Source organism: Mangrovibacterium sp. (assembly GCF_059905295.1).
The window spans coordinates 1-23,084 of sequence record NZ_JBZQJF010000149.1 but is presented as its reverse complement, the minus strand read 5'-3'; the positions used below and the strand labels follow the sequence as shown (position 1 = coordinate 23,084).

At 46.0% G+C, this 23,084-nt stretch carries 18 protein-coding genes and 2 riboswitches; of the genes, 11 read left to right on the top strand and 7 right to left on the bottom strand.

The genetic code is table 11. The features are described from left to right. Nucleotides 1-91 precede the first annotated feature (91 nt). Nucleotides 92-526 (bottom strand): Hsp20/alpha crystallin family protein, encoded by a 435-nt coding sequence (locus AC37HE_RS07935; RefSeq protein WP_500782283.1) that lies wholly within the window; start codon nt 524-526, stop codon nt 92-94. A gap of 253 nt (nt 527-779) precedes the next feature. Then, nucleotides 780-878, top strand: a riboswitch (TPP riboswitch). Between the two features lie 47 nt (nt 879-925). Here AC37HE_RS07935 and thiS point away from each other — a divergent pair. From thiS to AC37HE_RS07895, 8 genes are all read left to right on the top strand, one after another. Beyond that, the gene (gene thiS, locus AC37HE_RS07930) at nt 926-1,129 is read left to right on the top strand and encodes a sulfur carrier protein ThiS (RefSeq protein WP_500782281.1); all 204 of its coding nucleotides are present in this window, start codon (nt 926-928) and stop codon (nt 1,127-1,129) included. Nucleotides 1,130-1,155: 26 nt separating this feature from the next. After that, entirely contained in the window at nt 1,156-2,958 is a 1,803-nt protein-coding gene (gene thiC / locus AC37HE_RS07925; protein WP_500782279.1) for a phosphomethylpyrimidine synthase ThiC, read from the top strand. Further along, the gene (locus tag AC37HE_RS07920) at nt 2,955-3,587 is read left to right on the top strand and encodes a thiamine phosphate synthase (protein ID WP_500782277.1); all 633 of its coding nucleotides are present in this window, start codon (nt 2,955-2,957) and stop codon (nt 3,585-3,587) included. The genes thiC and AC37HE_RS07920 overlap by 4 nt, the downstream gene beginning before the upstream one ends. Next, nucleotides 3,584-4,246 carry a thiamine phosphate synthase gene (locus AC37HE_RS07915; protein WP_500782276.1) on the top strand — a complete coding sequence of 221 codons (663 nt, stop codon included), beginning with the start codon at nt 3,584-3,586 and terminating at the stop codon, nt 4,244-4,246. The genes AC37HE_RS07920 and AC37HE_RS07915 overlap by 4 nt, the downstream gene beginning before the upstream one ends. A gap of 11 nt (nt 4,247-4,257) precedes the next feature. Continuing rightward, on the top strand, nt 4,258-5,025 hold the full coding sequence (locus AC37HE_RS07910; RefSeq protein ID WP_500782274.1) for a thiazole synthase: 768 nt from the start codon (nt 4,258-4,260) through the stop codon (nt 5,023-5,025). Nucleotides 5,026-5,030: 5 nt separating this feature from the next. Beyond that, nucleotides 5,031-6,146: a 2-iminoacetate synthase ThiH gene (gene thiH / locus AC37HE_RS07905; RefSeq protein ID WP_500782272.1), complete on the top strand. Its 1,116-nt coding sequence runs from the start codon at nt 5,031-5,033 to the stop codon at nt 6,144-6,146. 3 nt (nt 6,147-6,149) lie between these two features. Further along, nucleotides 6,150-6,860 carry a HesA/MoeB/ThiF family protein gene (locus AC37HE_RS07900; protein ID WP_500782271.1) on the top strand — a complete coding sequence of 237 codons (711 nt, stop codon included), beginning with the start codon at nt 6,150-6,152 and terminating at the stop codon, nt 6,858-6,860. A gap of 46 nt (nt 6,861-6,906) precedes the next feature. Next, nucleotides 6,907-7,003, top strand: a riboswitch (TPP riboswitch). A 50-nt stretch (nt 7,004-7,053) separates the two neighbouring features. Continuing rightward, nucleotides 7,054-9,540, top strand: coding sequence for a TonB-dependent receptor (locus tag AC37HE_RS07895; RefSeq protein ID WP_500782270.1), 2,487 nt, complete (start codon nt 7,054-7,056; stop codon nt 9,538-9,540). Between the two features lie 43 nt (nt 9,541-9,583). Here the strand turns inward: AC37HE_RS07895 and AC37HE_RS07890 are convergent, their stop codons facing one another. Then, entirely contained in the window at nt 9,584-10,126 is a 543-nt protein-coding gene (locus AC37HE_RS07890) for a carbonic anhydrase (protein ID WP_500782268.1), read from the bottom strand. Nucleotides 10,127-10,252: 126 nt separating this feature from the next. Between AC37HE_RS07890 and AC37HE_RS07885 the strand changes: the two genes are divergently transcribed. Then, nucleotides 10,253-10,603, top strand: a complete 351-nt coding sequence (locus AC37HE_RS07885) for a translation initiation factor (protein ID WP_500782267.1) — start codon at nt 10,253-10,255, stop codon at nt 10,601-10,603. 187 nt (nt 10,604-10,790) lie between these two features. Here AC37HE_RS07885 and AC37HE_RS07880 read toward each other — a convergent pair whose 3' ends face one another. Together AC37HE_RS07880 and ccsB are read right to left on the bottom strand one after the other, a co-directional pair. Then, entirely contained in the window at nt 10,791-12,656 is a 1,866-nt protein-coding gene (locus AC37HE_RS07880) for an AMP-dependent synthetase/ligase (protein ID WP_500782265.1), read from the bottom strand. Between the two features lie 100 nt (nt 12,657-12,756). After that, nucleotides 12,757-15,807: a c-type cytochrome biogenesis protein CcsB gene (gene ccsB, locus AC37HE_RS07875; protein WP_500782264.1), complete on the bottom strand. Its 3,051-nt coding sequence runs from the start codon at nt 15,805-15,807 to the stop codon at nt 12,757-12,759. 237 nt (nt 15,808-16,044) lie between these two features. Between ccsB and AC37HE_RS07870 the strand changes: the two genes are divergently transcribed. Further along, nucleotides 16,045-18,765 carry a 4-alpha-glucanotransferase gene (locus tag AC37HE_RS07870; RefSeq protein WP_500782263.1) on the top strand — a complete coding sequence of 907 codons (2,721 nt, stop codon included), beginning with the start codon at nt 16,045-16,047 and terminating at the stop codon, nt 18,763-18,765. A gap of 69 nt (nt 18,766-18,834) precedes the next feature. Here the strand turns inward: AC37HE_RS07870 and AC37HE_RS07865 are convergent, their stop codons facing one another. The 3 genes from AC37HE_RS07865 to AC37HE_RS07855 all read right to left on the bottom strand — a co-directional run bounded on the left by AC37HE_RS07865 (nt 18,835) and on the right by AC37HE_RS07855 (nt 22,485). Next, entirely contained in the window at nt 18,835-20,550 is a 1,716-nt protein-coding gene (locus AC37HE_RS07865; RefSeq protein ID WP_500782262.1) for a PNGase F N-terminal domain-containing protein, read from the bottom strand. A 106-nt stretch (nt 20,551-20,656) separates the two neighbouring features. After that, on the bottom strand, nt 20,657-21,559 hold the full coding sequence (locus tag AC37HE_RS07860; RefSeq protein ID WP_500782261.1) for a hypothetical protein: 903 nt from the start codon (nt 21,557-21,559) through the stop codon (nt 20,657-20,659). 287 nt (nt 21,560-21,846) lie between these two features. Further along, entirely contained in the window at nt 21,847-22,485 is a 639-nt protein-coding gene (locus tag AC37HE_RS07855) for a hypothetical protein (protein ID WP_500782260.1), read from the bottom strand. Nucleotides 22,486-22,825: 340 nt separating this feature from the next. Here AC37HE_RS07855 and AC37HE_RS07850 point away from each other — a divergent pair. Continuing rightward, on the top strand, nt 22,826-23,084 hold a 259-nt coding region (locus tag AC37HE_RS07850), incomplete at its 3' end, for a hypothetical protein (protein ID WP_500782259.1).

Below are 23,084 nucleotides of genomic sequence, written 5' to 3'. Positions count from 1 at the left end.
CCTACTCCGTAAACGGGTAGGGCTTTCTACTAACTAAAACTAAACTAAAACCAATTTCAATATTCAATCAATTTCTTTGGGTACCATCCGATTAATGGATTTCAATCATTCTTGGTGCTTTACCCAGATCTTGTTCCCGTTTTGGAACGCTGATTTTCAATACACCGTTGTTGTGCGAAGCTTCAATCTTATTCACATCAACACCTTCGGGCAATTGGAATGAACGACTGAATTTTGAATAATTAAACTCGCAGAACACAATTTTGCTGTCTTTTTCTTCTTTTTTCTCTTCTTTCTTTTCTGAAGAAATTGTCAGTACATTGTCTTTCAAATCAATGTGGAAATCTTTTTTGTCCAGGCCCGGAGCAGCCAATTCTATTTCGTAATGGTCTTTCTTCTCGTACACATTTACATTGGGACTGCTGTTCCATCCTGATTTTTCAAAAAAGTCATTCCATACATCCTTGCCAAAGAAATCGTCGAATAAACTCGGTACATTTCTGTTTGATCTTACAAATGGTAACATAACTCTGTCCTCCTATCCATTAGTTAAACATGCTTTTTTTTGTTTTCACCGATGTATAATCAAAGGGCGCTCCAAAGTAGTTTTACGGATTTTTGGGCAAAAAATTTGCAATTTCGAATGTCATTTTGACTGAAATGAAGTCAAAAATTCAGATCACAACCAATTGATACTGAAATATTTTCACACTAACCAAAAAAATTAATTGACTGGTAAGGGTTCAGAAACTTTTATTTTGCCCTACCTTTACAGCCATTCATACGCAATGGGGTGTCCGGCTAATGCCGGACTGAGATCATACCCAAAGAACCTGATCCGGTTAATACCGGCGGAGGGATTTGTGTAAACACTGTCCGGATAGTTCCATCCTATTGCAATTACTCATTATCAATTAACTGAATTATGCATGTAATTGTAAACCAGCAAGCGATGGAATTGCCTGATTCCGCATCCATTTCGGATCTCTTCTCGTCGCTTCAAATTAGTTCAACCAAAGGAATTGCACTGGCTATAAACGATCAGATCGTGCGCCGGGAGCAATGGCCCGGATTTCAATTTTCCGCCAACGACAAAATACTCATCATCAAAGCAACACAGGGCGGTTAATTCAGCTCACCTTTTTAAGTACCCACATGAAAAACCAATCACTTACCGAACAGCTGAAGGGAAGTACGCTGTTCCCCAACTCCCGTAAAATATATATTGAAGGTAGCCGTCCGGAGATCCGCGTGCCAATGCGGGAAATCACCCTTTCGACGTTTACAGACAAGCAAGGTATTAACCATCCCAACGAACCGATCTTTGTTTACGACACTTCGGGGGTGTACACCGATCCGGACTACCGGATCAACATCAAAGAAGGATTGCCCAAACTACGCCAGCAATGGATTGACGGACGTGCTGATGTTGAAGAGTTGCCGAACCTGAGTTCGGCCTACGGACAAATGCGCCAAGCCGATGCAAAGCTGGACCCGATCCGATATCCGGAGGTCAATGTCAGACCTCTAAGAGCCAAAGCCGGGCAGGTACCAACTCAATACTACTATGCCAAACAGGGAATCGTAACACCAGAAATGGAATACGTGGCTATCCGCGAAAACCAGAATCTCGATAAACTAAATGAAGGTCGCGAGCACAAAATCGACAGTTACATCACACCGGAATTCGTTTGCCGGGAGATTGCTGCCGGCCGTGCCATGATTCCCTGCAACATCAACCACCCCGAGTGCGAGCCGATGATTATTGGCTCGAAATTCCGGGTGAAGATCAACGCCAACATTGGAAACTCTGCCCTTTCGTCGGGCATACAGGAAGAAATTGACAAAGCCGTTTGGGCCATCATTTGGGGATCGGACACAGTAATGGACCTTTCGACCGGAAACAACATTCACGAAACCCGCGAGTGGATTATCCGCAACTCCCCTGTTCCAATTGGCACAGTACCACTCTACCAGGCCCTTGAAAAGGTGAATGGCAAAGTTGAAGAGCTGAACTGGGAGATTTACAAAGACACCCTTATTGAGCAAGCCGAACAGGGCGTTGATTATTTCACCATCCACGCCGGCTTACTGCGCGATCATGTTGAATTAACCGAAAAACGAATGACCGGCATCGTGTCGCGCGGTGGAGCCATCATGGCCAAATGGAGCATGATCCACGATCAGGAAAATTTCCTGTACACCCACTTCGACGAGATCTGCGAGATTCTTGCTGCTTATGACGTTGCTGTTTCTCTGGGTGACGGTCTGCGCCCAGGCTCGGTTTACGATGCCAACGATGAAGCACAGTTTGCCGAATTAAAAGTATTGGGAGAACTGACCCACAAGGCTCGCGCTGTTCATGTACAGGTTCTGATTGAAGGTCCCGGACATGTGCCGGTACATAAAATCAAGGAGAATGTTGAGCTACAGCAGGAAGTTTGCGATAATGCTCCTTTTTATGTCTTAGGCCCCTTAACAACCGACATCGCTCCCGGCTACGATCACATTACCTCAGCCATTGGCGGAGCAATCATCGGAACACACGGCGTGGCCATGCTTTGCTACGTGACACAAAAGGAACACCTGGGGTTACCGAACCGTGAAGACGTGAAGCAAGCGGTGATTACCTACAAGCTGGCCGCCCATGCTGCCGACCTGGCGAAAGGATTCCCCGGGGCCCAGCTGCACGACGATGCCATGAGCAAAGCCCGCTTCGAATTCCGTTGGGAAGACCAGTTTGCTTTGGCATTGGATCCGCAAACAGCCATTCAGTTTCACGACGAAACTTTGCCCGATGCTGAGAATAAGAAGACGCACTTCTGCTCGATGTGTGGTGATAATTTCTGTTCGATGAAGTCGTCTCATGAAATTCGCAACATGAAAGCTGAAAAGCAACATGGACCCTGCAAACATTACGAAGAAGAAGTTGAAGAACCGGTAAATACCCAATCATGAAGCTTATCGTGATTTCACATCCCGATCATTTCAAGCACGAAGCCGAAGTGATCAACAATCTTTTTGATGCGGGACTTCAACACTTTCATCTGCGAAAGCCGAGCTGGTCGGTCGAAGAAATCAGCAAACTGCTAAAGTCTGTCGCCCCGAAGTTTTTCAGCAGAATCATCATCCACGATCATTTTCAACTGGCTGTTGATTTTGGGCTGGGTGGCATTCACTTTACCGCAAGAACGAAAGACCGTATGGAACAATGGCGAGATTTCGAAGGAAGCCAAAGTACCTCGTGCCACAACCTGGAAGAATTGCGCCAACTGCCCGATCAAATTGACTATGCTTTTTTGAGCCCTATTTTCCCGTCGATCTCCAAACAAGGCCATCAAGCCAATTTCGACTACGACGAGCTGACAAATTTTCTGGCTACTTACAATAAGGCTGAAGTAATTGCCCTGGGGGGTATCGAAGTGTCCACTGTTCAAACTTGTCGTAATATCGGCTTCGATGGTATGGCAGCCCTTGGAAGCATCTGGCAGGAAGGCAAATCGCCGTCCCGGGTGGCTGATCGTTTTATGAATCTCAAAAGAGAGAGCTACCGGCTCTATCGAAAACCGCTAAAAATGAGTTTATGAGCAACACAATAGCAAAACTGCAGTTCATCACGCACCCAACGGGAAACTGCAGTCCGGCAAAACAAGCCCGTCAGGTACTGGAGGGCGGATGCCGATGGATCCAGCTGCGCATGAAAAAGCACAGCGATGAACAGATTTTGTCTGAAGCGAAGAAGATCAAAGCGTTGAAAGCCCAATTCGACTTTACGTTTATTATCAACGATAATCCCGAACTTGCCTTTCAATGTGGCGCTGACGGCGTACACCTGGGGAAGCAGGACTGCTCGCCCAAAGAAGCCCGCAAACTGCTTGGCAACAATTTCATCATTGGGGGGACAGCTAATACAATCGATGATATCATTCGCCTGGCGGAGCAGGGAGTCGACTACATTGGCTTAGGACCTTTTCGTTTCACCTCAACCAAAGAGAAGCTGAGCCCCGTACTTGGGCTTGACGGTTACCGATCAATCTTGAAGGAGATGATGGCACAGAACATCAATATCCCTGTCGTAGGAATCGGTGGGGTTGAGCTCAGCGATTCAAAAGATCTGATGCAAACAGGCTTACATGGACTGGCAATTTCATCTGCCATTTGGAGAAACGACAGCATTGCGCAAAGTACCCGGGAATGGATGAAAGCCATTGAGCGAACCACTATCTCAACCGAAAGAATTTCTTAAAAAAACAAAAGATGAAACTGTTAAAAATAGCCGACAAAACATTTCAGTCACGCCTGTTTACCGGCACAGGCAAATTCAGTTCGAACACCATCATGGAGGAAGCTTTGCTCGAATCCGGGAGCGAACTGGTAACCGTGGCTTTGCGCCGCGTTGACATCAGCAACAGCGATGATGATCTACTCAAACACCTGAATCATCCACGTATCAATCTGCTTCCAAATACATCAGGCGTTCGCACTGCCAAAGAAGCCGTTTTTGTAGCTCAACTGGCGCGTGAAGCTTTGGGTACCAACTGGGTTAAACTGGAAATTCACCCTGATCCCCGCTACCTTCTTCCCGACTCGGAAGAAACCTTGAAAGCAACTGAAGAATTGGTCAAACTCGGTTTTGTCGTTCTTCCATACATCCAGGCCGACCCTGTTTTGTGTAAAAAGCTGGAAGATGTGGGTACAGCAGCAGTAATGCCACTGGGAGCACCAATCGGTAGTAACAAAGGTTTACAAACACGCGACTTTCTGCGTATCATCATCGAGCAGTCCAATGTCCCTGTCATTGTTGATGCGGGAATCGGAGCACCATCACATGCCACTGAGGCCATTGAGATGGGCGCTGATGCTGTTTTAGTCAACACAGCCATTGCTGTTTCCAACAATCCGGTCATGATGGCTAAAGCTTTCAAATTGGCTGTCGAATCAGCAGCCCTTGCGCGGGAAGCCAAGTTGGCTCCCATCCGCGATCATGCAGAAGCCAGTAGTCCGCTAACTTCATTCTTAGATTAAAAACGATGGATTTTTACAACCTGATACAACATTACCATTGGGATTCGACACGGGCCCTGATTTACAGTAAAACAGCTGCTGATGTTGAAAAAGCACTCAACAAAACCGAAAGAAACATCGACGATTTCATGGCGTTGATTTCTCCGGCTGCGGCTCCCTACCTGGAAGAAATGGCTCAACAAAGCCGCGAGTTAACCCTCAAACGCTTTGGCAAAACCATCCAGCTTTATGTCCCACTTTACTTATCGAATGAATGCACAAACTTTTGCACCTATTGCGGTTTTAACCACAACAATGATATAAACCGCTGTACACTCACGAAGGAACAAGTTCTGGAGGAAGCGAAAGCCATTCGGGATTTGGGATTCGAACACCTTCTCCTGGTTACCGGTGAACATCCGCGTAAAGCAAGCTTCGGGTATCTGCGGGAAATGATAAGCTTGCTCAAGCCGTTGTTTGCACAGATTTCGATTGAAGTGCAACCCATGCAGACCGAAGAATATAAGGCCTTGGTTGAGGCCGGCTTACATGCCGTATATGTCTACCAGGAAACCTATAACGAACAACGCTACCCCATTTATCATCCCAAAGGTAAGAAGGCAAATTTCCGTTACCGGTTGGAAACGCCGGAACGGTTGGGACAAGCCGGAATCCATAAAACAGGCTTAGGCTGTTTGCTGGGACTCGAAGACTGGCGGGTTGATTCATTTTTCACGGCTCTCCACCTTCAGTTCCTGAAAAAGCACCATTGGAAAACGAAGTATTCCATTGCCTTTCCACGACTACGTCCTCATGCAGGGAGCTTCAACCCGGACTATCCGATTAACGACCGCGAGTTTGTTCAGCTCATTTGTGCTTATCGCTTGCTGGACGAAAATGTGGAACTATCAATTTCAACCCGTGAAAGTTCAGCAATGCGTGATAACCTGGCCAAGCTAGGTGCTACGACCATGAGTGCCGGCAGCAGCACTAAACCCGGGGGATATGCCACCAAAGACGAATCGCTGGAACAATTCTCGATCAACGACGACCGTAGCCCGGCTCAAGTAGAGACGGCTCTTAAGTCCCAGGGATACGAAGTCGTTTGGAAAGATTGGGATATTTATATGCAACATGCCTAGACCATGAATTTAGAAGAACAAGAAAGATATGCCCGGCAAATCATGCTCCCCGAAATTGGGGAGGCCGGGCAACAAAAATTGAAAGATGCCAAAGTATTGATTATAGGCGCAGGAGGACTCGGGTCTCCGGTTGCTCTGTACCTGGCTGCAGCCGGAGTTGGACTGCTGGGGCTGGTTGATAATGACAACGTAAGCTTGACCAACCTGCAACGGCAAATTTTGTATAATTCTGATGTCGTCGGACAGGCTAAAGTTACCCATGCCCAAGAAGTACTGGAAGCGATCAACCCGAACGTACGGGTATTACCCTTTTTTGAACGGCTAACCGAATCGAATGCAGCCAGCCTGATTCAAGCTTACGATGTCGTTGTTGATGCTACCGACAATTTTCGGGCCCGCTACCTGATTAGCCACACCTGCCGACAACAAGGAAAGCCCATGGTTCATGGCTCCATCGAAGAGTTTAAAGGGATGGTTTCCGTGTTTAATTATCAGGGAGGACCAGTTTACGAAGATCTTTTCCCGGAAGCACCGGAAGACCAGTCGTTTGATGGTGCTCCAAAGGGAGTTTTCGGCGCATTACCGGGGATTATTGGCAGTATACAAGCCATGGAAGTCTTGAAGATCCTTACAGGAGCGGGAGAAACACTCTCAGGTAAATTATTCGTTTACAATGCCTTTGAATGTACCTCTTCGATCCTAAAACTGATTTAAGTTTAAAAAAACTTGTGCATTATTTAGATTGTATCTAAATTTGCCGCCATTAGCAATGGGGTGTCCTAAAACAACGGACTGAGATCATACCCAAAGAACCTGATCCGGGTAATGCCGGCGGAGGGAGGGCGCAACAAGGGAACGAGAGTTTCCACCTCATTGGTTATTTATTAACCAAACTTTCACTCAAAAAATGAAAAAAGTATTTTTTCTACTGGTCATGATGAGTCTGACCACCTTAACTTTCGCACAGTATTCAATTTCCGGTGTCGTGATGAACGAGAAACATGAAGTACTGCCTGGCGCCAATATTGTTTTGGCCGGAACGTACACCGGAGCTGTTGCGGATTCGAACGGAAAATTTGAGATCAAGGATTTACATTCGGGAACTTATGAACTTATCATTTCGTTTATTGGCTACGACAAAACAAGCCAAACTGTTGAGCTGAAGAACAGCAACAAAACCATTAACATCAGCTTAAAGCAATCGGGAATCATGACCGAGGAAGTGATGGTTTCGGCAACACGCGCCGGAGATAAAACACCGGTTGCCAAAACATCGGTTGACCGAACAACCATCGAAAATCGCGACATGGGACAGGATATCCCTTATCTGCTGACCATGACCCCCTCATTGGTAGCTTCATCAGATGCAGGAGCAGGCGTGGGTTATACCAACTTCCGCATTCGCGGTACCGATCTGAACCGCATCAATGTAACAGTGAACGGCATTCCGATGAACGATGCCGAATCGCACGGAACCTATTTCGTAGACATTCCCGATCTGGCCGGATCGATCGACAACATTCAGGTACAGCGTGGTGTGGGAACTTCAACTAACGGAGCTGCAGCTTTCGGAGCAACCATCAACCTGCAAACAACTACCTTGAACAAGCAACCTTATGCCGAACTAAGGAGTTCTGCAGGTTCTTATTCAACCTTAAAAAACACGGTTTCTGCCGGAACAGGACTGCTGGGCAAGTTTGCCTTCGATGTGCGTTTGTCGAAAGTAACGTCTGACGGCTTCATCGACCGCGCTTCATCCAATCTGAAATCCTTCTTTGTTTCGGGTGGCTATTACACCGAAAATACCATCGTGAAGGTGAATGTTTTCTCAGGATTCGAAGAAACTTACCAGGCCTGGTACGGCGTTCCTTCTGTGAAATTGAATAACGACCAGGCGGGGATGCAACGCTACCTGGACGACTGGTTGTGGTCGGGATCGGAACGGGAAAACCAGAAGCGCTACAACGACCTGATCAATTCGGATGCCCGCACATACAACTTCTACACCTATGAAAATGCCGTCGATCATTACCAGCAAGACCATTATCAGCTGCACTTTTCGCATAAATTCAATGAATACCTGAATTTAAATGCAGCCTTGCATTATACTTATGGCCGCGGATATTATGAGAACTACGAATACGACCAAAGTTATGCGGATTACCAAATGACAGCTCCTGAAGGGATTGATGTGACAGACATGGTTGTTCGCAAATGGCTGGACAACGATTTTTACGGGGCTACTTACTCGTTAAATTACGACGATGGCATCAATGCATTCACCTTTGGTGGTGGCTTAAATGAATACGACGGTCGCCACTTTGGCCGCGTAATCTGGGCACAATATATGGGTGATAACCTGACAGTGGAAGACTGGTACGGCGGAACAAGCGTCGATAGTCAGTTTGAATGGTACCGGGGTAAAGGTGTGAAAAAAGACTTCAACGTATTTGGGAAATACAACCTGCAAATGACGGAAGCTTTAAACTTGTATGCTGATCTTCAATATCGCCACATCGATTATAACATTACCGGAATAAACGACGACCTGCGCGATATCAGCCAGAAACACAAATTCGATTTTTTCAATCCGAAGTTGGGTATTTACTACAAGCCAAGCGCACAAAACGAAGCGTACCTGAGCTATGCCCGTGCTCACCGCGAGCCAAACCGCGATAATTTTGTGGATGCCGATCCAAACGGCAAGCAACCGGTTGCTGAGGCTCTCAATGATTTTGAAGCAGGCTATACTTACCGACGTCGCAACTACTCAATCGGGGCTAACCTCTATTACATGTTGTACAAAAATCAACTGGTGCAAACCGGGGAGCTCAACGATGTGGGAGCAACCATTATGGAAAATGCCGCCGACAGCTACCGCGCCGGTATTGAGCTGATGGGCGGACTGAAAATTACCCACGCGCTGAAATGGGATGTGAATGCAACCTTCAGCCAAAACAAGATTAAAAACTTTACCGAATATGTGGATGATTGGGACAATGGCGGTCAAATAGAAAATAAGCTGGGCAAAACCGACCTGTCGTTCTCTCCTAACACTATTGTAAATAGCCAATTGAGTCTGCAAGCAGCCAAAGGCTTATCAATCAGTTTGCTTTCGAACTACGTGAGCGACCAGTACATCGACAATACATCGAGTAGCGACAGGAAGCTGGATGCCTGGTTTGTGAACAACCTGAAAGTGGATTACACCATGAAAGGAATGCTGTTTAAAGAAATAAAGCTGCACCTGATGGTGAATAACCTCTTCGACGCCGAATACGAGAGTAACGCCTGGGTTTACTCGTACTACTATGGTGGAGAACGCTACAAAATGGATGGCTATTTTCCGCAGGCAGGCATTAACTTTTTTGCCGGAATTGACTTCAAGTTTTAATTCTATCGAAGGCTGTCCTGCGGGGCAGCCTTTTATCTTTCAATTAATCGGGTACAATTTGTAGAATCTTCCCGTTTTCAACATCAAAATATAGCGGTGCTACAATTACTTTCGGGTAGCGTTTACGCAGTCGGTCGACCTCGCAAAGCAGGAACTCGATGGTATTTCCGGTTTCGAAGAAAGGCGATAAATTCTCGAAGTGCGAACTTGCATTTTCGGCTTTCCAACCCGCATTATGAACCAGACCAGTTATAAATTCTTCTTTTTGTTCATCCAGCTGTTCCATGCCGCAATGGTTATGCCCAATTAATGCAATACATTTTACGCCACCAACGCCAATGGCATACGAAACCTGAAACTCGTGAAAGAACAAGTTGGCTCCCCCCGATCGAATAACAAAAGCAAAATTCTCCGGAATCCACAAATTTTTCCGGTTATCCATACACATCCCAATCAGGATCTGCGCCTGATTGTAGTTTTTGAACGTCTTATTCAAATTGTGGTATTCCAGCAACAAGCTAATAGCTGTATTCCGATATGCCGGAAGTATATCCTGCAGTGAGTTTACCTCGATGAGTTTTGCCATTTTCTTCTTTTCAACTTCAATCATCCTTTCAAACCCCCAAGCCCGCTTAAAGGTTCACCCATTGTTCACATTTTTCAGGAACCTTCGAATTCCTTTTTTTATCCTATTTTTGAAAAAAACTTTGATATGGCAGAAGACTGGAAAGATAAGTTGGGGATGGCTTTTTCAATTTCACCCGACTCACAAAACAAACAGGAAGAAGAAAAGCAGGAAAAAGTGCCCTCGATTCCGGCTAACAAACAAACCTTGTATGTTGAGCTGGATAAAAAAGGCCGCAAAGGAAAGTCGGCAACGCTGGTTACCGGATTTGAAGGTACCGATGACGAACTGAAAGAGTTGGCACGCATTCTGAAAACGCAATGTGGCGTTGGTGGATCAACCCGCGACGGAGAAATTTTGATTCAAGGGAACTTTCGGGATAAGGTGATGGATATTTTAAAGAACCAGGGATTTAAAGTGAAACGCATTGGTGGATAGGGCTGCCGAAAAAAACTGGTTGAACTTCCCAAATAGCAGGACAATGGAATATGTATATCGATAGGCCAGACGTTGTCATTGGTTGTCCATAGTTATCAGTAGTTGTCTTTTCCTTCAAAAACAAATAAAAAGCAGCATTGCACATCTGCATTCAATAAAAAAAGCCATCTTTTCCGATGGCTTTCATTTATTTCAATCTCTTGGTCAGCTTATTTAAGTCGAAGCGAAGATTGACCCGAGGTAACTTTAGACCACCTCCGCTTCCATTGCCATTTTTCGATACGGCATAAACATCGTCAATCAGATGTTTGTATTTTTTAGTCACATAGTTCCGTTTTAACTTCAGCGTAGGTGAAAGCTCCCCGTTTTGCGGCGACCATTCCTCACACACCAATCGGAACCGTTTGATCTCCTCGTGCTCACCAAGCGTTTTATTGATTAAAGCAACTTCTTTTCGGTACTGCGTCTGCACCGTTTTCAGTTGAACCAGCTCCTGGTTATCCCGAAAGTGGATTTTATGGTGAGAGCACCAATCGTGCAGGTAATCGAAGTTCGGAGAAATCAAAGCACTGGCAAACTTCTCGTTTTCACCAATCACCATCGCCTGCTCAATAAAGAACGACTCCTTTAACTTGTTTTCAATCATCTGCGGTGCAATATACTTACCGCCCGACATCTTGAACATTTCTTTCTTCCGATCGGTAATTTTCAGGTATTTCCCTTCATCCAGATGACCAATATCACCCGTGTGAAACCAGCCATCCTCGTCGATCACCTCAGCAGTTAGCTCCGGTGCCTTATAGTACCCCTGCATCACCGACGGCCCCTTACACAGGATTTCACCATCATCGGCAATTTTGACCTCTACGCCTTCCAATACCGTACCGACAGTCCCGATTTTCATCTCGCCTGTATACGGATTATTCACCGCAATAACCGGCGAAGTTTCAGTCAGTCCGTAACCTTCGAGGGTATACATACCTGCCATACCCAACACCTTAGCAATGCGGGGCTGAAGGGCTGCACCTCCCGAAACAATGTAAATTATATTATTTCCCAAGGCTTTGCGCCACTTCGAGTAAACCAACTTATCGGCCAGTTTAATTTGAAGAGCCACCAAAGGATTGTATTTCTTATTGAATTCGAAATGACGAGTTAAATGCAAAGCCCAAAAGTAAATGGCTTTTTTAAGGCCACTCAGATCATTCCCTTTCGAAACAAAACCATCGTAAACACGCTCCAGCAGACGCGGAACCGAGTTGAACATGTGTGGCTTAATTTCCTTGATTGCATTGACAATTTGCCCCAGGTTTCCCACATAGTAAACGCCCATTCCTTTATATTGAAAGTGGTAATTTACACTGCGCTCATAAACATGACATAAGGGTAAAAAACTGATTACGCGATGATCCTTACCTAAATCGTGCATTTTAGCATGCGTCGTGAAATTCGAAACCAGGTTCGCATGCGAGAGCATCACTCCTTTTGGAACTCCCGTTGTTCCCGATGTATAAATTAAGGTGGCAATATCATCCGGCTGAACAGCATTCTTAATTTTTTCCAATTGGGCACCCAGTTCGGTTTCGGCATCGCGCCCGGCCTGAAGTATTTCACCAAACCCGCGACATCCTTCAAAGTCGAAAGAAAAAACCAACTTGATGCCACTAAGCTGTTCCACAATGGGCTGCAACTTTTCACAAAGCTTTTTATCGCCCACAATCAGGCATTGCACTTCGGCATGCTCCAATATGTAAGTATATTCATCGTCACCGATGGTTGGATAAATCGGCACATGAACCATTCCGGCCATTCCCAAGCCCATATCAGCAAAGTTCCATTCCGGCCGGTTCGATGTAACAGTTGCTACTTTATCACCTTTCTTCAGCCCCAGGGCCATCATCCCCAGTGCAAAATATTTGGAATTTTCGGCATACTCAGCCGTTGAGTAAGTGTACCATCCCGAAGCATTTTTACCGCCTAAAGCATCTTTCCGTGGAAAGTTTTCCAGGCAATGATCCAGAATGTCAAACGTACGCGTAACCTTAACAGTCATTCTTTCACTCTAAGTTTAATTACCCGGCAAAGATAATATTTAGGCCTTATTAGCAACCGGGTCAAAAGCTGTTATACGCAAGCTTATAGATCCGGCAAAGCTATTTTTTGTCGGGAAGCACGTATTTCCGATACTTGCTGGAAGCCATAAAAATAAGCACAGCAATGACACCCAGCGCCACATAAACCGACCAATGCACGCCCTCAACACTTCCTTTTCCATACGAGTGCATGCCACTCAGGAAATAATTCACTCCAAAGTAAGTCATCAGCACTGAGCAAAAACCAAGGACAGCAGCCACATTAAAATTAAGGCGACCTCGCAGACCGGGTATAAATCGCATGTGAACGATGAATGCAAAAACAACAACGGTAATCAGCGCCCAGGTCTCCTTAGGATCCCACCCCCAATAGCGGCCCCAACTTTCGTTAGCCCAAACGCCACCAAGGAAGGTTCCGATCGTTAACATGTACAATCCAAGCGTTGCAGAAAGCTCACTAATGGTTGTCAGCTGATCGGTAAAATGTTCCACATTGGCCTGGTTTTTTTCCTGCATAAAAGCATACAGGATCAACACCAGCAAGCTTACAAAAGAGCTCAAACCAATAAAACCATAACTGGCTGTAATAACCGCCACGTGAATAAGCAGCCAATACGATTTTAACACCGGCACCAAATGCGTAATTTCCGGGTTCATCCAGTTTAGATGGGCTACAAACAACGTGATACCCGTCAAAAAAGCTGCAATTCCGAGAACCATCGGATATTTCCGACCAAAGACAATCCCTGCCAGCATGGTCGCCCAGGACACATAAACCATCGACTCATAGCCATTACTCCATGGAGCGTGTCCCGCGATATACCAGCGTAAAATCAACCCAACCGTATGAACCAGGAACAACACGATAATCAAGGAAGAGAAGGTGATTCGTACCGGTTTACTGACTGCTTTCTGCCGGAAAATATGAACAAACAGAACCACCAGTAAGCCGAAACCAAGCAAAAGGTACCAAGGGAATATTTGTTTGAAAGGTTGGTACTGGTTGTACATCAGCTCCATGTTCTTTTTCTGTTCCGATGGTAAAATATCGGCTCCGAACTTTTGCTGGAAACTAGCTACCGTTGCCATAATTTGCCGGGGTTGAATTTCACCTCCGGGGGTCAGCGACTCACGCAACAACTTAAAGCCGCTGGCTACAAACAAAGAATCTCCTTTGGAATATCCGGTCGGATTACTCCCAACGGCATACCAGGCATCCTTCGGATTAACAGGCGGGAAAAAGGTGAAAAACTCGCCATTGAAAACCATGAAGCAAATATTGACACGTTCATCTACGGTGAGGTAATCTTTATCCGACTGATTGCGCAGAGCCGGCATCTTTTTGTAGGCAGCCTGCACCTCCTGCAAAATACGGTACTGCCCCTTCTCGTCAAAGAAATCAACAACCGACGCCCATTTTTCTGTTGTCCCTAATTTCTCAGCGACTGTTTTATCCAGTTTAATCATCGGCACCGTGCGCCAAAGCTCAGGAAAAAGGTTCATGCTAAGCACGACTTCATCCGCCGATTTACCTTCAAACGAAGACTTCCGGGTAAGCTTACGCAGAATTTCATGATCCACCGTCGACATGGGTTCGATGCGCCCGTCATTACCATGAACCCACAACTCGGAAAAGTCGCTCACCAAATCCTGATCCAATGCCGGAATTCCGTTCAGTGTAGCATCGTTGGCATGCGCCGGGCTTGCCAGCATCATAAACAGCAAGACGATGCCGGCAACTCCCGCTTTATTCAATTCTTTTAAATGACGAACCAGGGAACGGAAATAGGAATGCTTCGCAAATAAAGCCAGGATCATGCCAATCGCCATCAACAGGTAGCCTGCATAGGTGACAAATGTGCCCCAGAAATCCTTATTGACCGAAAGTACCGTACCCTGTTCATCCTGATCGTAGGACGACTGGTAAAAACGATAGCCCCGATACTTCAGGGTATTATTCATAAATATGCGGTAGTCTTCATGAACTCCGTGTTCCTGATCATCCAGTTTAATCTCGCTGGCAAAGGACGAAGGACTATCGGAACCAATATAACGATCAAGCTGAAAATCTTTCAGATAAAGAGAGAATGGCAAGCTAATCAACTCCGAGCCATACGAAATTTTCATTGGCGTATTACCCACCATATAAGTCACGGGCCGCCCGATTTGTCCGGGGCGCCCAAACACATTCACATGATCAACATGGTCTCCATCCGACACTTCCAGCAATACAGCATCCTCTCCCGAATCCCCTTGTGTCGATCGGTTCACCCGAAGCAAAGCATGGGGATAAAACTTCTTAACCAACATCAGGTAATTATCGAAAGCATATAAGTGCATGGGCAGTACCGGCTGTCGGCTGCCGGCAGCCATCTTTACCGGCTCTTCACCGGTCATGGAGCGAATCTCCAAATCCCGATCCGTCACAATATACAATTGATCACCTTCATCCTCGAAACGAATATCAGCCTTTGGGCTATACCCCACAGTCAACGATCCCAGGTTGGTTATTTCCCCTTTTTTGAAGGTAAACGGCATCATGCCTTGTCCGGCCGACACCACAAAGTCAACCATTGGCTCACCCGCTGCATTTTCAACCGGTGTTTTTACAGCATTCTTCACAAATCCAACCGACCTAAACCGGACATGATGTCCTGCCAGCTCGATCGACTTCGAATAGGTTCCTGAGCGTAATTCTGAAAAAAGAACTTTCGTCTTTTCCTGCTTGCCAGGCATTTGAAGAATCATATAAGTATCGGTCGACACAATCGAATTGGAGCTTTCCCCTTCACGAATATGCATCACCCCTTCAAAACTGATATAGCGGGTAATTCCGGCACCAATAACAATCAAAATAAAGGAAATATGAAAAAGACCAACCACCATTTTCCGAGCCGAATACATCTTATACTTCAGAAAATTCGCCATCAGGTTAAAGCCCAGCAACACCAAAACAAGCTCGAACCAATGGGTATTGTAAATAATACTTTTAGCAGCCGGGGTTCCGTAACTAGCTTCGGTAAATGTTGCCACAGCCATCGAAATTGCGAACACCGCCAACAAGAAGCCCATAAACGGCATGGAAGTCAAAAACTTATAAATTCTTTTCATAAGAATGTATTTATCGGGTTGAAGTTTCAAGCATTGTATGTACCAGCAAAGGTTAATAACACCGTATCATCAGTTTGGTTGATTGCAGTAGCGGAAAAGGAGACCCAACGGTATGTTTTAGAAACAGCAAAAGCTGAAATCTGACTGATCTCTTTAAATATAAATCTGAAATATTGTACCTTTTGATCAGGAAACAGAGTCCTGAGCTTAGTAAAACACGATTAAAACTGGTGATTTATGAAATTGACATTCAAGCTTCATTACAACACAACACTGGGACAAAAGATTTTTTTATCCGGCTCGGTCGATGAATTAGGGAAATGGAATCCGGAAAAAGCGCTTCCCATGTACAATATTGAGAATGGTTTTTGGGTGATTGACCTGGACTGTTCACCCGCTGTTGAGCGACTGGAATACAAATACTTCATGCAGGATACAAGTGAAAACCTGCATTGGGAATGGGGAAGTAACCATTTTATTGATTTGCAAAACTACCCGCAACCAACCATCGAATTAGCTGACAAGTGGAAAGCCCTCTCACCGGCTGAAAAAGCATTTTACACCTCCTCCTTTTCGAAGGTCATTATGAAACCCGGAAAAAACAAAGGGAAGATCAACCGAATCTTAAAAGATAAGATCCTTCAATTTCGGATTAGCGTTCCCCGGGTCAGCGGCAACTATAAAGTTTGCATGATTGGCAACCAGGAGGTTTTAGGAAACTGGAGCAAAACACAACCGCTGCTGATGGAGTGCGGCGATGACTTTCCGGTATGGACAGTTCAGCTTAATGCTGAAAACCTGAAATTTCCGATTCACTACAAATACGGGATCTGGGATTTAACGACCGGTAAACTGGCAACCGTGGAGGAAGGCTTCGACCGCGAATTAAATACAATCCCTGTGCATGAAGCATCTTTCGTTTACCTTAAAACCGACAACTTTTTTCGGTACCCCTTAGGCAACTGGAAAGGGGCGGGTGTTGCCGTGCCGGTATTTTCACTGCGCAGTGAAAATAGTTTTGGGATAGGCGATTTTAGCGACCTGCTGGATTTTATCGACTGGGCAAAGTCGGTCGGAATGAGGATGGTCCAGATTCTGCCGGTCAACGAAACTGTAGCCTCTCACAACTGGCTCGACTCCTATCCTTACAAGTCAATTTCGGTAATGGCGCTTCACCCCATTTACCTGAGTCTTGACAAGATCGGAACCCTAAAGAATCTGAGTTTGAAGGAGGAGTTTGCAACACATCGCGCACGCCTCAACCTGGAAATGCATGTCGATTACCCCGAGGTTCATCGCATTAAATCGCGCTTTTACAAAAAAATATACGATCAGGATGGTGAGAAACTGTTCAAGAGTAACAGTTTCAAACAATTCTTCAAAGCCAACAAAGACTGGCTGGTTCCCTACGCTGCTTTCGTCTATCTGCGCGACAAATTTAAAACAGCCGACTTCCGCAACTGGGAGGATTTCCGACGGTACGACCGGTTTAAAGTTGAAGCTTTAAGTGCTCCGGGTGCCGAAAGCCGGGACGATATTCTGGTGCATTATTTCATTCAGTACCATCTGGATAAACAACTGAAAGAAGCATCCAACTATGCCCGAAAAAACGGCATCATCCTGAAAGGCGACATCCCCATTGGCATAAGTCCCAACAGCATGGAAGCCTGGATGGAACCTCATCTGTTTAACCTGGATGCCCAAGCCGGTGCGCCACCCGATGATTTTGCCGTGAAAGGTCAGAACTGGGGCTTTCCGACGTACAACTGGGACGAAATGGCCAAAGACAATTATGCCTGGTGGCTTCGAAGAATGCAGAAGATGGCTGAATATTTCGACACCTACCGCATTGACCATATTCTGGGTTTCTTCCGAATCTGGGAAGTACCGAGCGATGCCGTTGAAGCTTTACTGGGGCATTTCAACCCGGCACTACCATTAACAGCTGAAGAAATTGAGCAATTTGGAGTTCGGTTTGATTATGAACGACTAACGCAACCTTATATTCGCTATCATTTGCTGGTCGAGCAGTTTGGCGAGGACACCGATAGCATCATCCAAACCTATCTGGATGATTTAGGCAATCAGCAATATCGCTTAAAGGAAGAATTCAACACCCAACAAAAGATTAACACTTACTTTTTAAATGATATTGAAGAGGAACAACTGGAATCCGACAAACTCCGCATACGAGCTGGTCTGTTCGACCTGGTATCAAACGTTGTACTCGTCGGTACCGGATACAACCAATGGCATCCGCGCATTTCGATGATGACAACAAGCTCATATACAGAACTGGATCCATGGACACAGGAACGACTGAAAGAGCTATACAACCATTATTTCTATCGGCGACACGAAGAGTTCTGGTACCGAAAAGGCATGGAAAAGCTACCGGTAATTACCGCTGTTGGGAACATGCTGGTATGCGGCGAAGATCTGGGAATGATACCCGCCTGTGTGCCCAAAGCTATGGACGAGCTCAATATCTTAAGCCTCGAGATTCAGCGGATGCCGAAAGATCCGACCAAACAGTTTGCCCATCCGTCAGATGCCCCTTACCTGTCGGTTTGCACCACCTCAACACACGACATGTCGACCATCCGGGGGTGGTGGGAAGAAGACCGCGAAGCAACACAGCTCTTTTATAACCAGGAGTTAGGCAACTGGGGAACTGCCCCCTATTTTGCCGAGCCGGAGGTTTGCCAGCAAATTATCACCCAGCATTTCTACTCACCGGCTATGTGGGCCACCCTTCCAATCCAGGATTTACTGTCAATGGACGGACAACTCCGCTGGGATAAGACCCAGGATGAACAAATTAACCTGCCGGCCAACGTGCGCCACAAATGGCGATACCGCATGAAACAAAGCATTGAAGAGCTTAAAAAGGCTGACCAATTCAATGAGTTGCTTCGAGTGCTTCTAAAGGCCTCGGGACGAGATTCGGACTACTAAAACATCCATATAAAACAGGGGACTATGCGCTTTGCATAGTCCCCTGTTCCTATCTTTTCAGCTTAGCTGTTATTCTTCGATTTCGCCAACAAATACACCGGAGATATTCCAGGCACTAAACATGTTTCCGTCGGACTCTCCTAACGGAATATAAACCTGAATCCGATGTTTACCCGGCTTCAGATTATCCACCGGTGTGAAATAGGGCTGGGCGACAGCACCCGGACACCATCCCGAACGACTATAGTCGGATGATGAAAGTCCGTTCCAAAAATTACCCGATGCCGGATTCGACGCCCGGTACGTTCCGCAATCGACGCGCCAGGGGGTAAAACTGAAAAACGGCTGACCATCGATAAACAGTTCATTCTTCTTTGGCACAAATTCATCGCCACCGTCCCAGCCGCCATGGCCGGTAGTTATATAGCGGAAAGTCACATTTTTTACCCCTTCCGGAACAACAAAGTCAACCGTTAGGGTATCCTTCTTAAATAGGGTGCCATACTCCTGACCAGCCATTTCCATCACATTAGTTGTATTGAAAACCGGCTGCACCCAATATTTTTTGGCTGGTTTATCCGATACTTCCTGGTTGTTCAGGTAATACTTCAGATCCAGGCTCACCTTATGGCCACCACCATCGTAATTACCGACAAAAACACCGATCCAGCAGTCACCTTGTAAGGCCGGTAACAAATCAGTCACATCTTCTTTGTAGGTTACAGAATCAGCCCAGTTAATACCAACATCGCGTTTTTTATTAAAATAATGAACACCAAAAGGCGTAAAGAAACGCATCAACTCCAGCAATGGATCGTAATCCTTCGTCTCCACGACGCCCTGATAAACTTTGCCCTCTTTACTGGTATATTTCGGAAGCGAATCAACGCCATATTTTAATCCGTCGAGGAAGCTACGGGCTTTATCAACAGGAATCACAAACACCGAACCTGTCCGATCGTAGGCATCGCCATTCGACTGCTCGGTTACCTGTGCAAATACCGAGGTTCCGTCAGGTACCTGCGGCAGCTTCACGCGTTTTACCACAACTGTTCCGCCGGCAAAACGATACAAGGAATCGGTATACTCGCCCTTCGGATTGACAATCTGATCACCCCAATTTATTTGTTGCTTGGTAAAAACCGGTACGTCTTTCACAAAAGAATTACTCAACCGACGGTTAAATTCAACGTCATCAACCCCGATGCCCATGTCGGCTGGTATAATTTCCGGAATTTTCTTTTTTCGGTAGATATGAACATCAGTTGCTTCCCAGCCCGAGCTCTCATTACGAACATATTTCATTACGACTGCCCCGGGAAAAGGGAAATACATCATCGGCGTTCCCTGCAAACCAGTTCGGGTTGTTACCCACAATTCTATTTTATTGGAAAATGAAGAACCAACATATTTTTGACATCTGTATCCCGCAATCCGCTCGGGTTTTCCTTCCGGCTTAAATCCATCTAGTTTAGAGAAGGGATAGGTTGTGAAATAGCGCTCGCCATTCATAAAAGTAGCCTGCCGAATTAGCGTGGTGCCATCATAATCAAAGTAGTTGACTTGCTTCGGAACTTCAGGGATCAGGTCTTTACCCGACTGATCCAGCCAACTTTTAGCAATGCTGTCGGTGTACTCCACAATCATTTTGTCACCACCCGGCACAATTGCGCCGTTTCGCCAGGCCGCATATTCAATTCGTCCGCTTTTGTCAATTCCTTTGCCCATTACATAGCCTAGTGAGCAAAGACCAATCATCAACAGTAATATTCCTCTTCTGTACATCGTGTTTAATTTGTTTGCACTAAAAATAGGTCAAAGCCATCAAACATTCAATTACAAAAACGAGGAAGTCATTTAAAACCAAGCTGACGAGCTGAAAATATGAACTTTACAAATTAAAAATATAGCCCAGCGAAATGCGGAAATAAGAAGAGTTTGGATATTCGTAGCTGTCGCTAACAGTTTGCGGCAGGTTGTAATTATACGAAACTTCCAGATCGAAGCTTTTCCAGCTCAGGTTTAATGGCAGTTGCAGCTGGATGTTCAGCAAGCCGAAAACATCTTTATAGTAGGTTGAAATCTCCGTCTGTGTGGTTTCGTCGAAATAGGCTTCATTCAATAAGAACTCGGCAGCTTCGGAACCCCAAAACAAGCTCACCTCGGGCTCCAGTCGCAGGTAATTATAACGGCCGAATTTAAGCAGGTTCAGGTAAGCGTATACATCCCACGATATTTGCTGCCCAAATTCTTTTCCCATCAAAAGTGTTCCATCCAGGCGAGTGCCAAGCATCTTCGATTTCAGGGTGATCCCTGCATTCAGGCTGGAATTGTATATCGGATCGAAGTCGGGATCATTGACATGGAACAGGTAATAATCGAAGGATGCCCGATAGCGGAAAAAGGACGCTTTTTTGAGGCCGCGCCCAAAACCGGCTGAAAGCACCGTGGTGCGGTAACCAGGGTCGAGCTGGCTGTACCAACTGCCCGACACCCCGGCAAAGAAACCTTTGGAGTGCATATAATACAGCTGACCGGACAGGTTATACTGGTCGCTGCCAATCTCGCGACCGGCAAAATAGGTTTTGCTGCTGAAGTTGGTTCCGGCATAGATGAAATGGAAATTTTGCTTCGGGTTGAAGAGCGCATACAGATCATCGTCGCCAAACAACACATCGCTCAGCAGTGAGTCAATCCGGTTGATGCGTTCATTCTCCAGAATATCCGTATGCTGTGCCACTGCCATTCCCGACAACATCAACAGTGCTATTACTATTAAGCTTATCCGTTTCATGTTTTTTCTATTTAAAGAGCTTCAAGATCCGAGCCTCAGGCTGCAAGTTGACTCAAATTCCAGCTTTTAAATTCCAAATTTCAAAAAGGGAACGCGATACAATCGCGCACCAGCGAGGGATCAGTCGCAGTAACCAGAAACCCGGAACTTGAAGCTCGAAACCCGAAACTTGAAACCTGGAACTCGAAACTCGAAACTCGAATTTGTCCATACTTGTTTTTTACCGGCCATTAGCTTTCTTGCCACCAAAATGACAAAGCCGCCCGTAGGCGGCTCCACCTTTTTAATTAATTACCACCTTTACCATTACCCCCGTAGCCATTGCTACCGGCATTCTCAGAGCCTTGCTGCTTCGCCTCTTGCTGTGCAGCCTCCTGAGCTTGTTGTTGCATTTGCTGCTGCGCTTGCTGGCGCACCTGCTCTTGTACAGCAGTTGCATTTTCGCAGGTCTCAGACTGTTGCAGTCGCTGGCGTGCTTGTTTCATTTGTTCTCCGGTCACACTTTGACGGAACTGCTGGCGGTTTTCAGCACGAACTTGTTCCTGTGCCTGAAGCATTGCCTGTTGTTCTTCGGTCAAGGTTGCCATCAAAGCTTCGCGTTTTTGTTCGCGGGTCATTTCCTGGTTTTCCAAAATAGCCATCTGTTCTTCGGTTAAAGTAGCCCGGAAATTTGTGCGGAACTGGTTGGCACTTTCCTGTTTCTCGGCAACCATGGTCATTTGCGCATCAGTCAGATTGATTTGCGAACGATCCTGTTGTTGCAGTTTGTCTTGTGCAGGACCATCACCATCACATGATCCGTCTTTCAACTGATCTTTGGTTTGTAATTTCGTCTGATCCTGATCGGTTGTTTGCGCCATTGCTGCAGGAGCTGCAAAAAACAGCGCTAAAACCAGTGTTGCGATTGTTCGAGTCATTGCTTTCATAACGTATGAATTTTAGTGTGTTATTGATTCATTTTCGTATGCTAACCGCACCAGTGTTCTTTTACCCTACCCTTGGGTGAAAAAAATTCTGAATTTTTTTAAGATGGAACGGAAAAAGGAAGAGGCGATTCGGGGGCTGGCGGATTGGATCTGAGATGTTATTGACCGGGTGACCTGGAGTCACCCGGTCAATCCCTGCTGGGAGAAGCAGGACGCGGTATTATACCGCCATAGCCCCTTAACAGGGAAGACCAGTTGACACCTTATGCATCCATAAACCCTCAACAGGGAAACCAAGTTGCAGGATTACGCGTCAGTAGTCCGTGTTTAGAGAACCCCGATGTGGTCGTACGCGTCGGTAGCCTTGGAACGGAAAGACCAGTTGGCACATTACGCTCCGGTTAACCCTCAACAGGGAAACCAGGTTGCTGGATTACGCGTCGGTAGTCCGTGTTTTAAGAAGCCCGATGTGGTCGTACGCTTCGGTAGCCTTGGAACGGAAAGACCAGTTGGCACATTACACTCCGGTAGACCCTCAACAGTAAACCAGTTTGCGGGATTACGCGTCAGTAGTCCGTATTTAGAGAAGCCCGATGTGG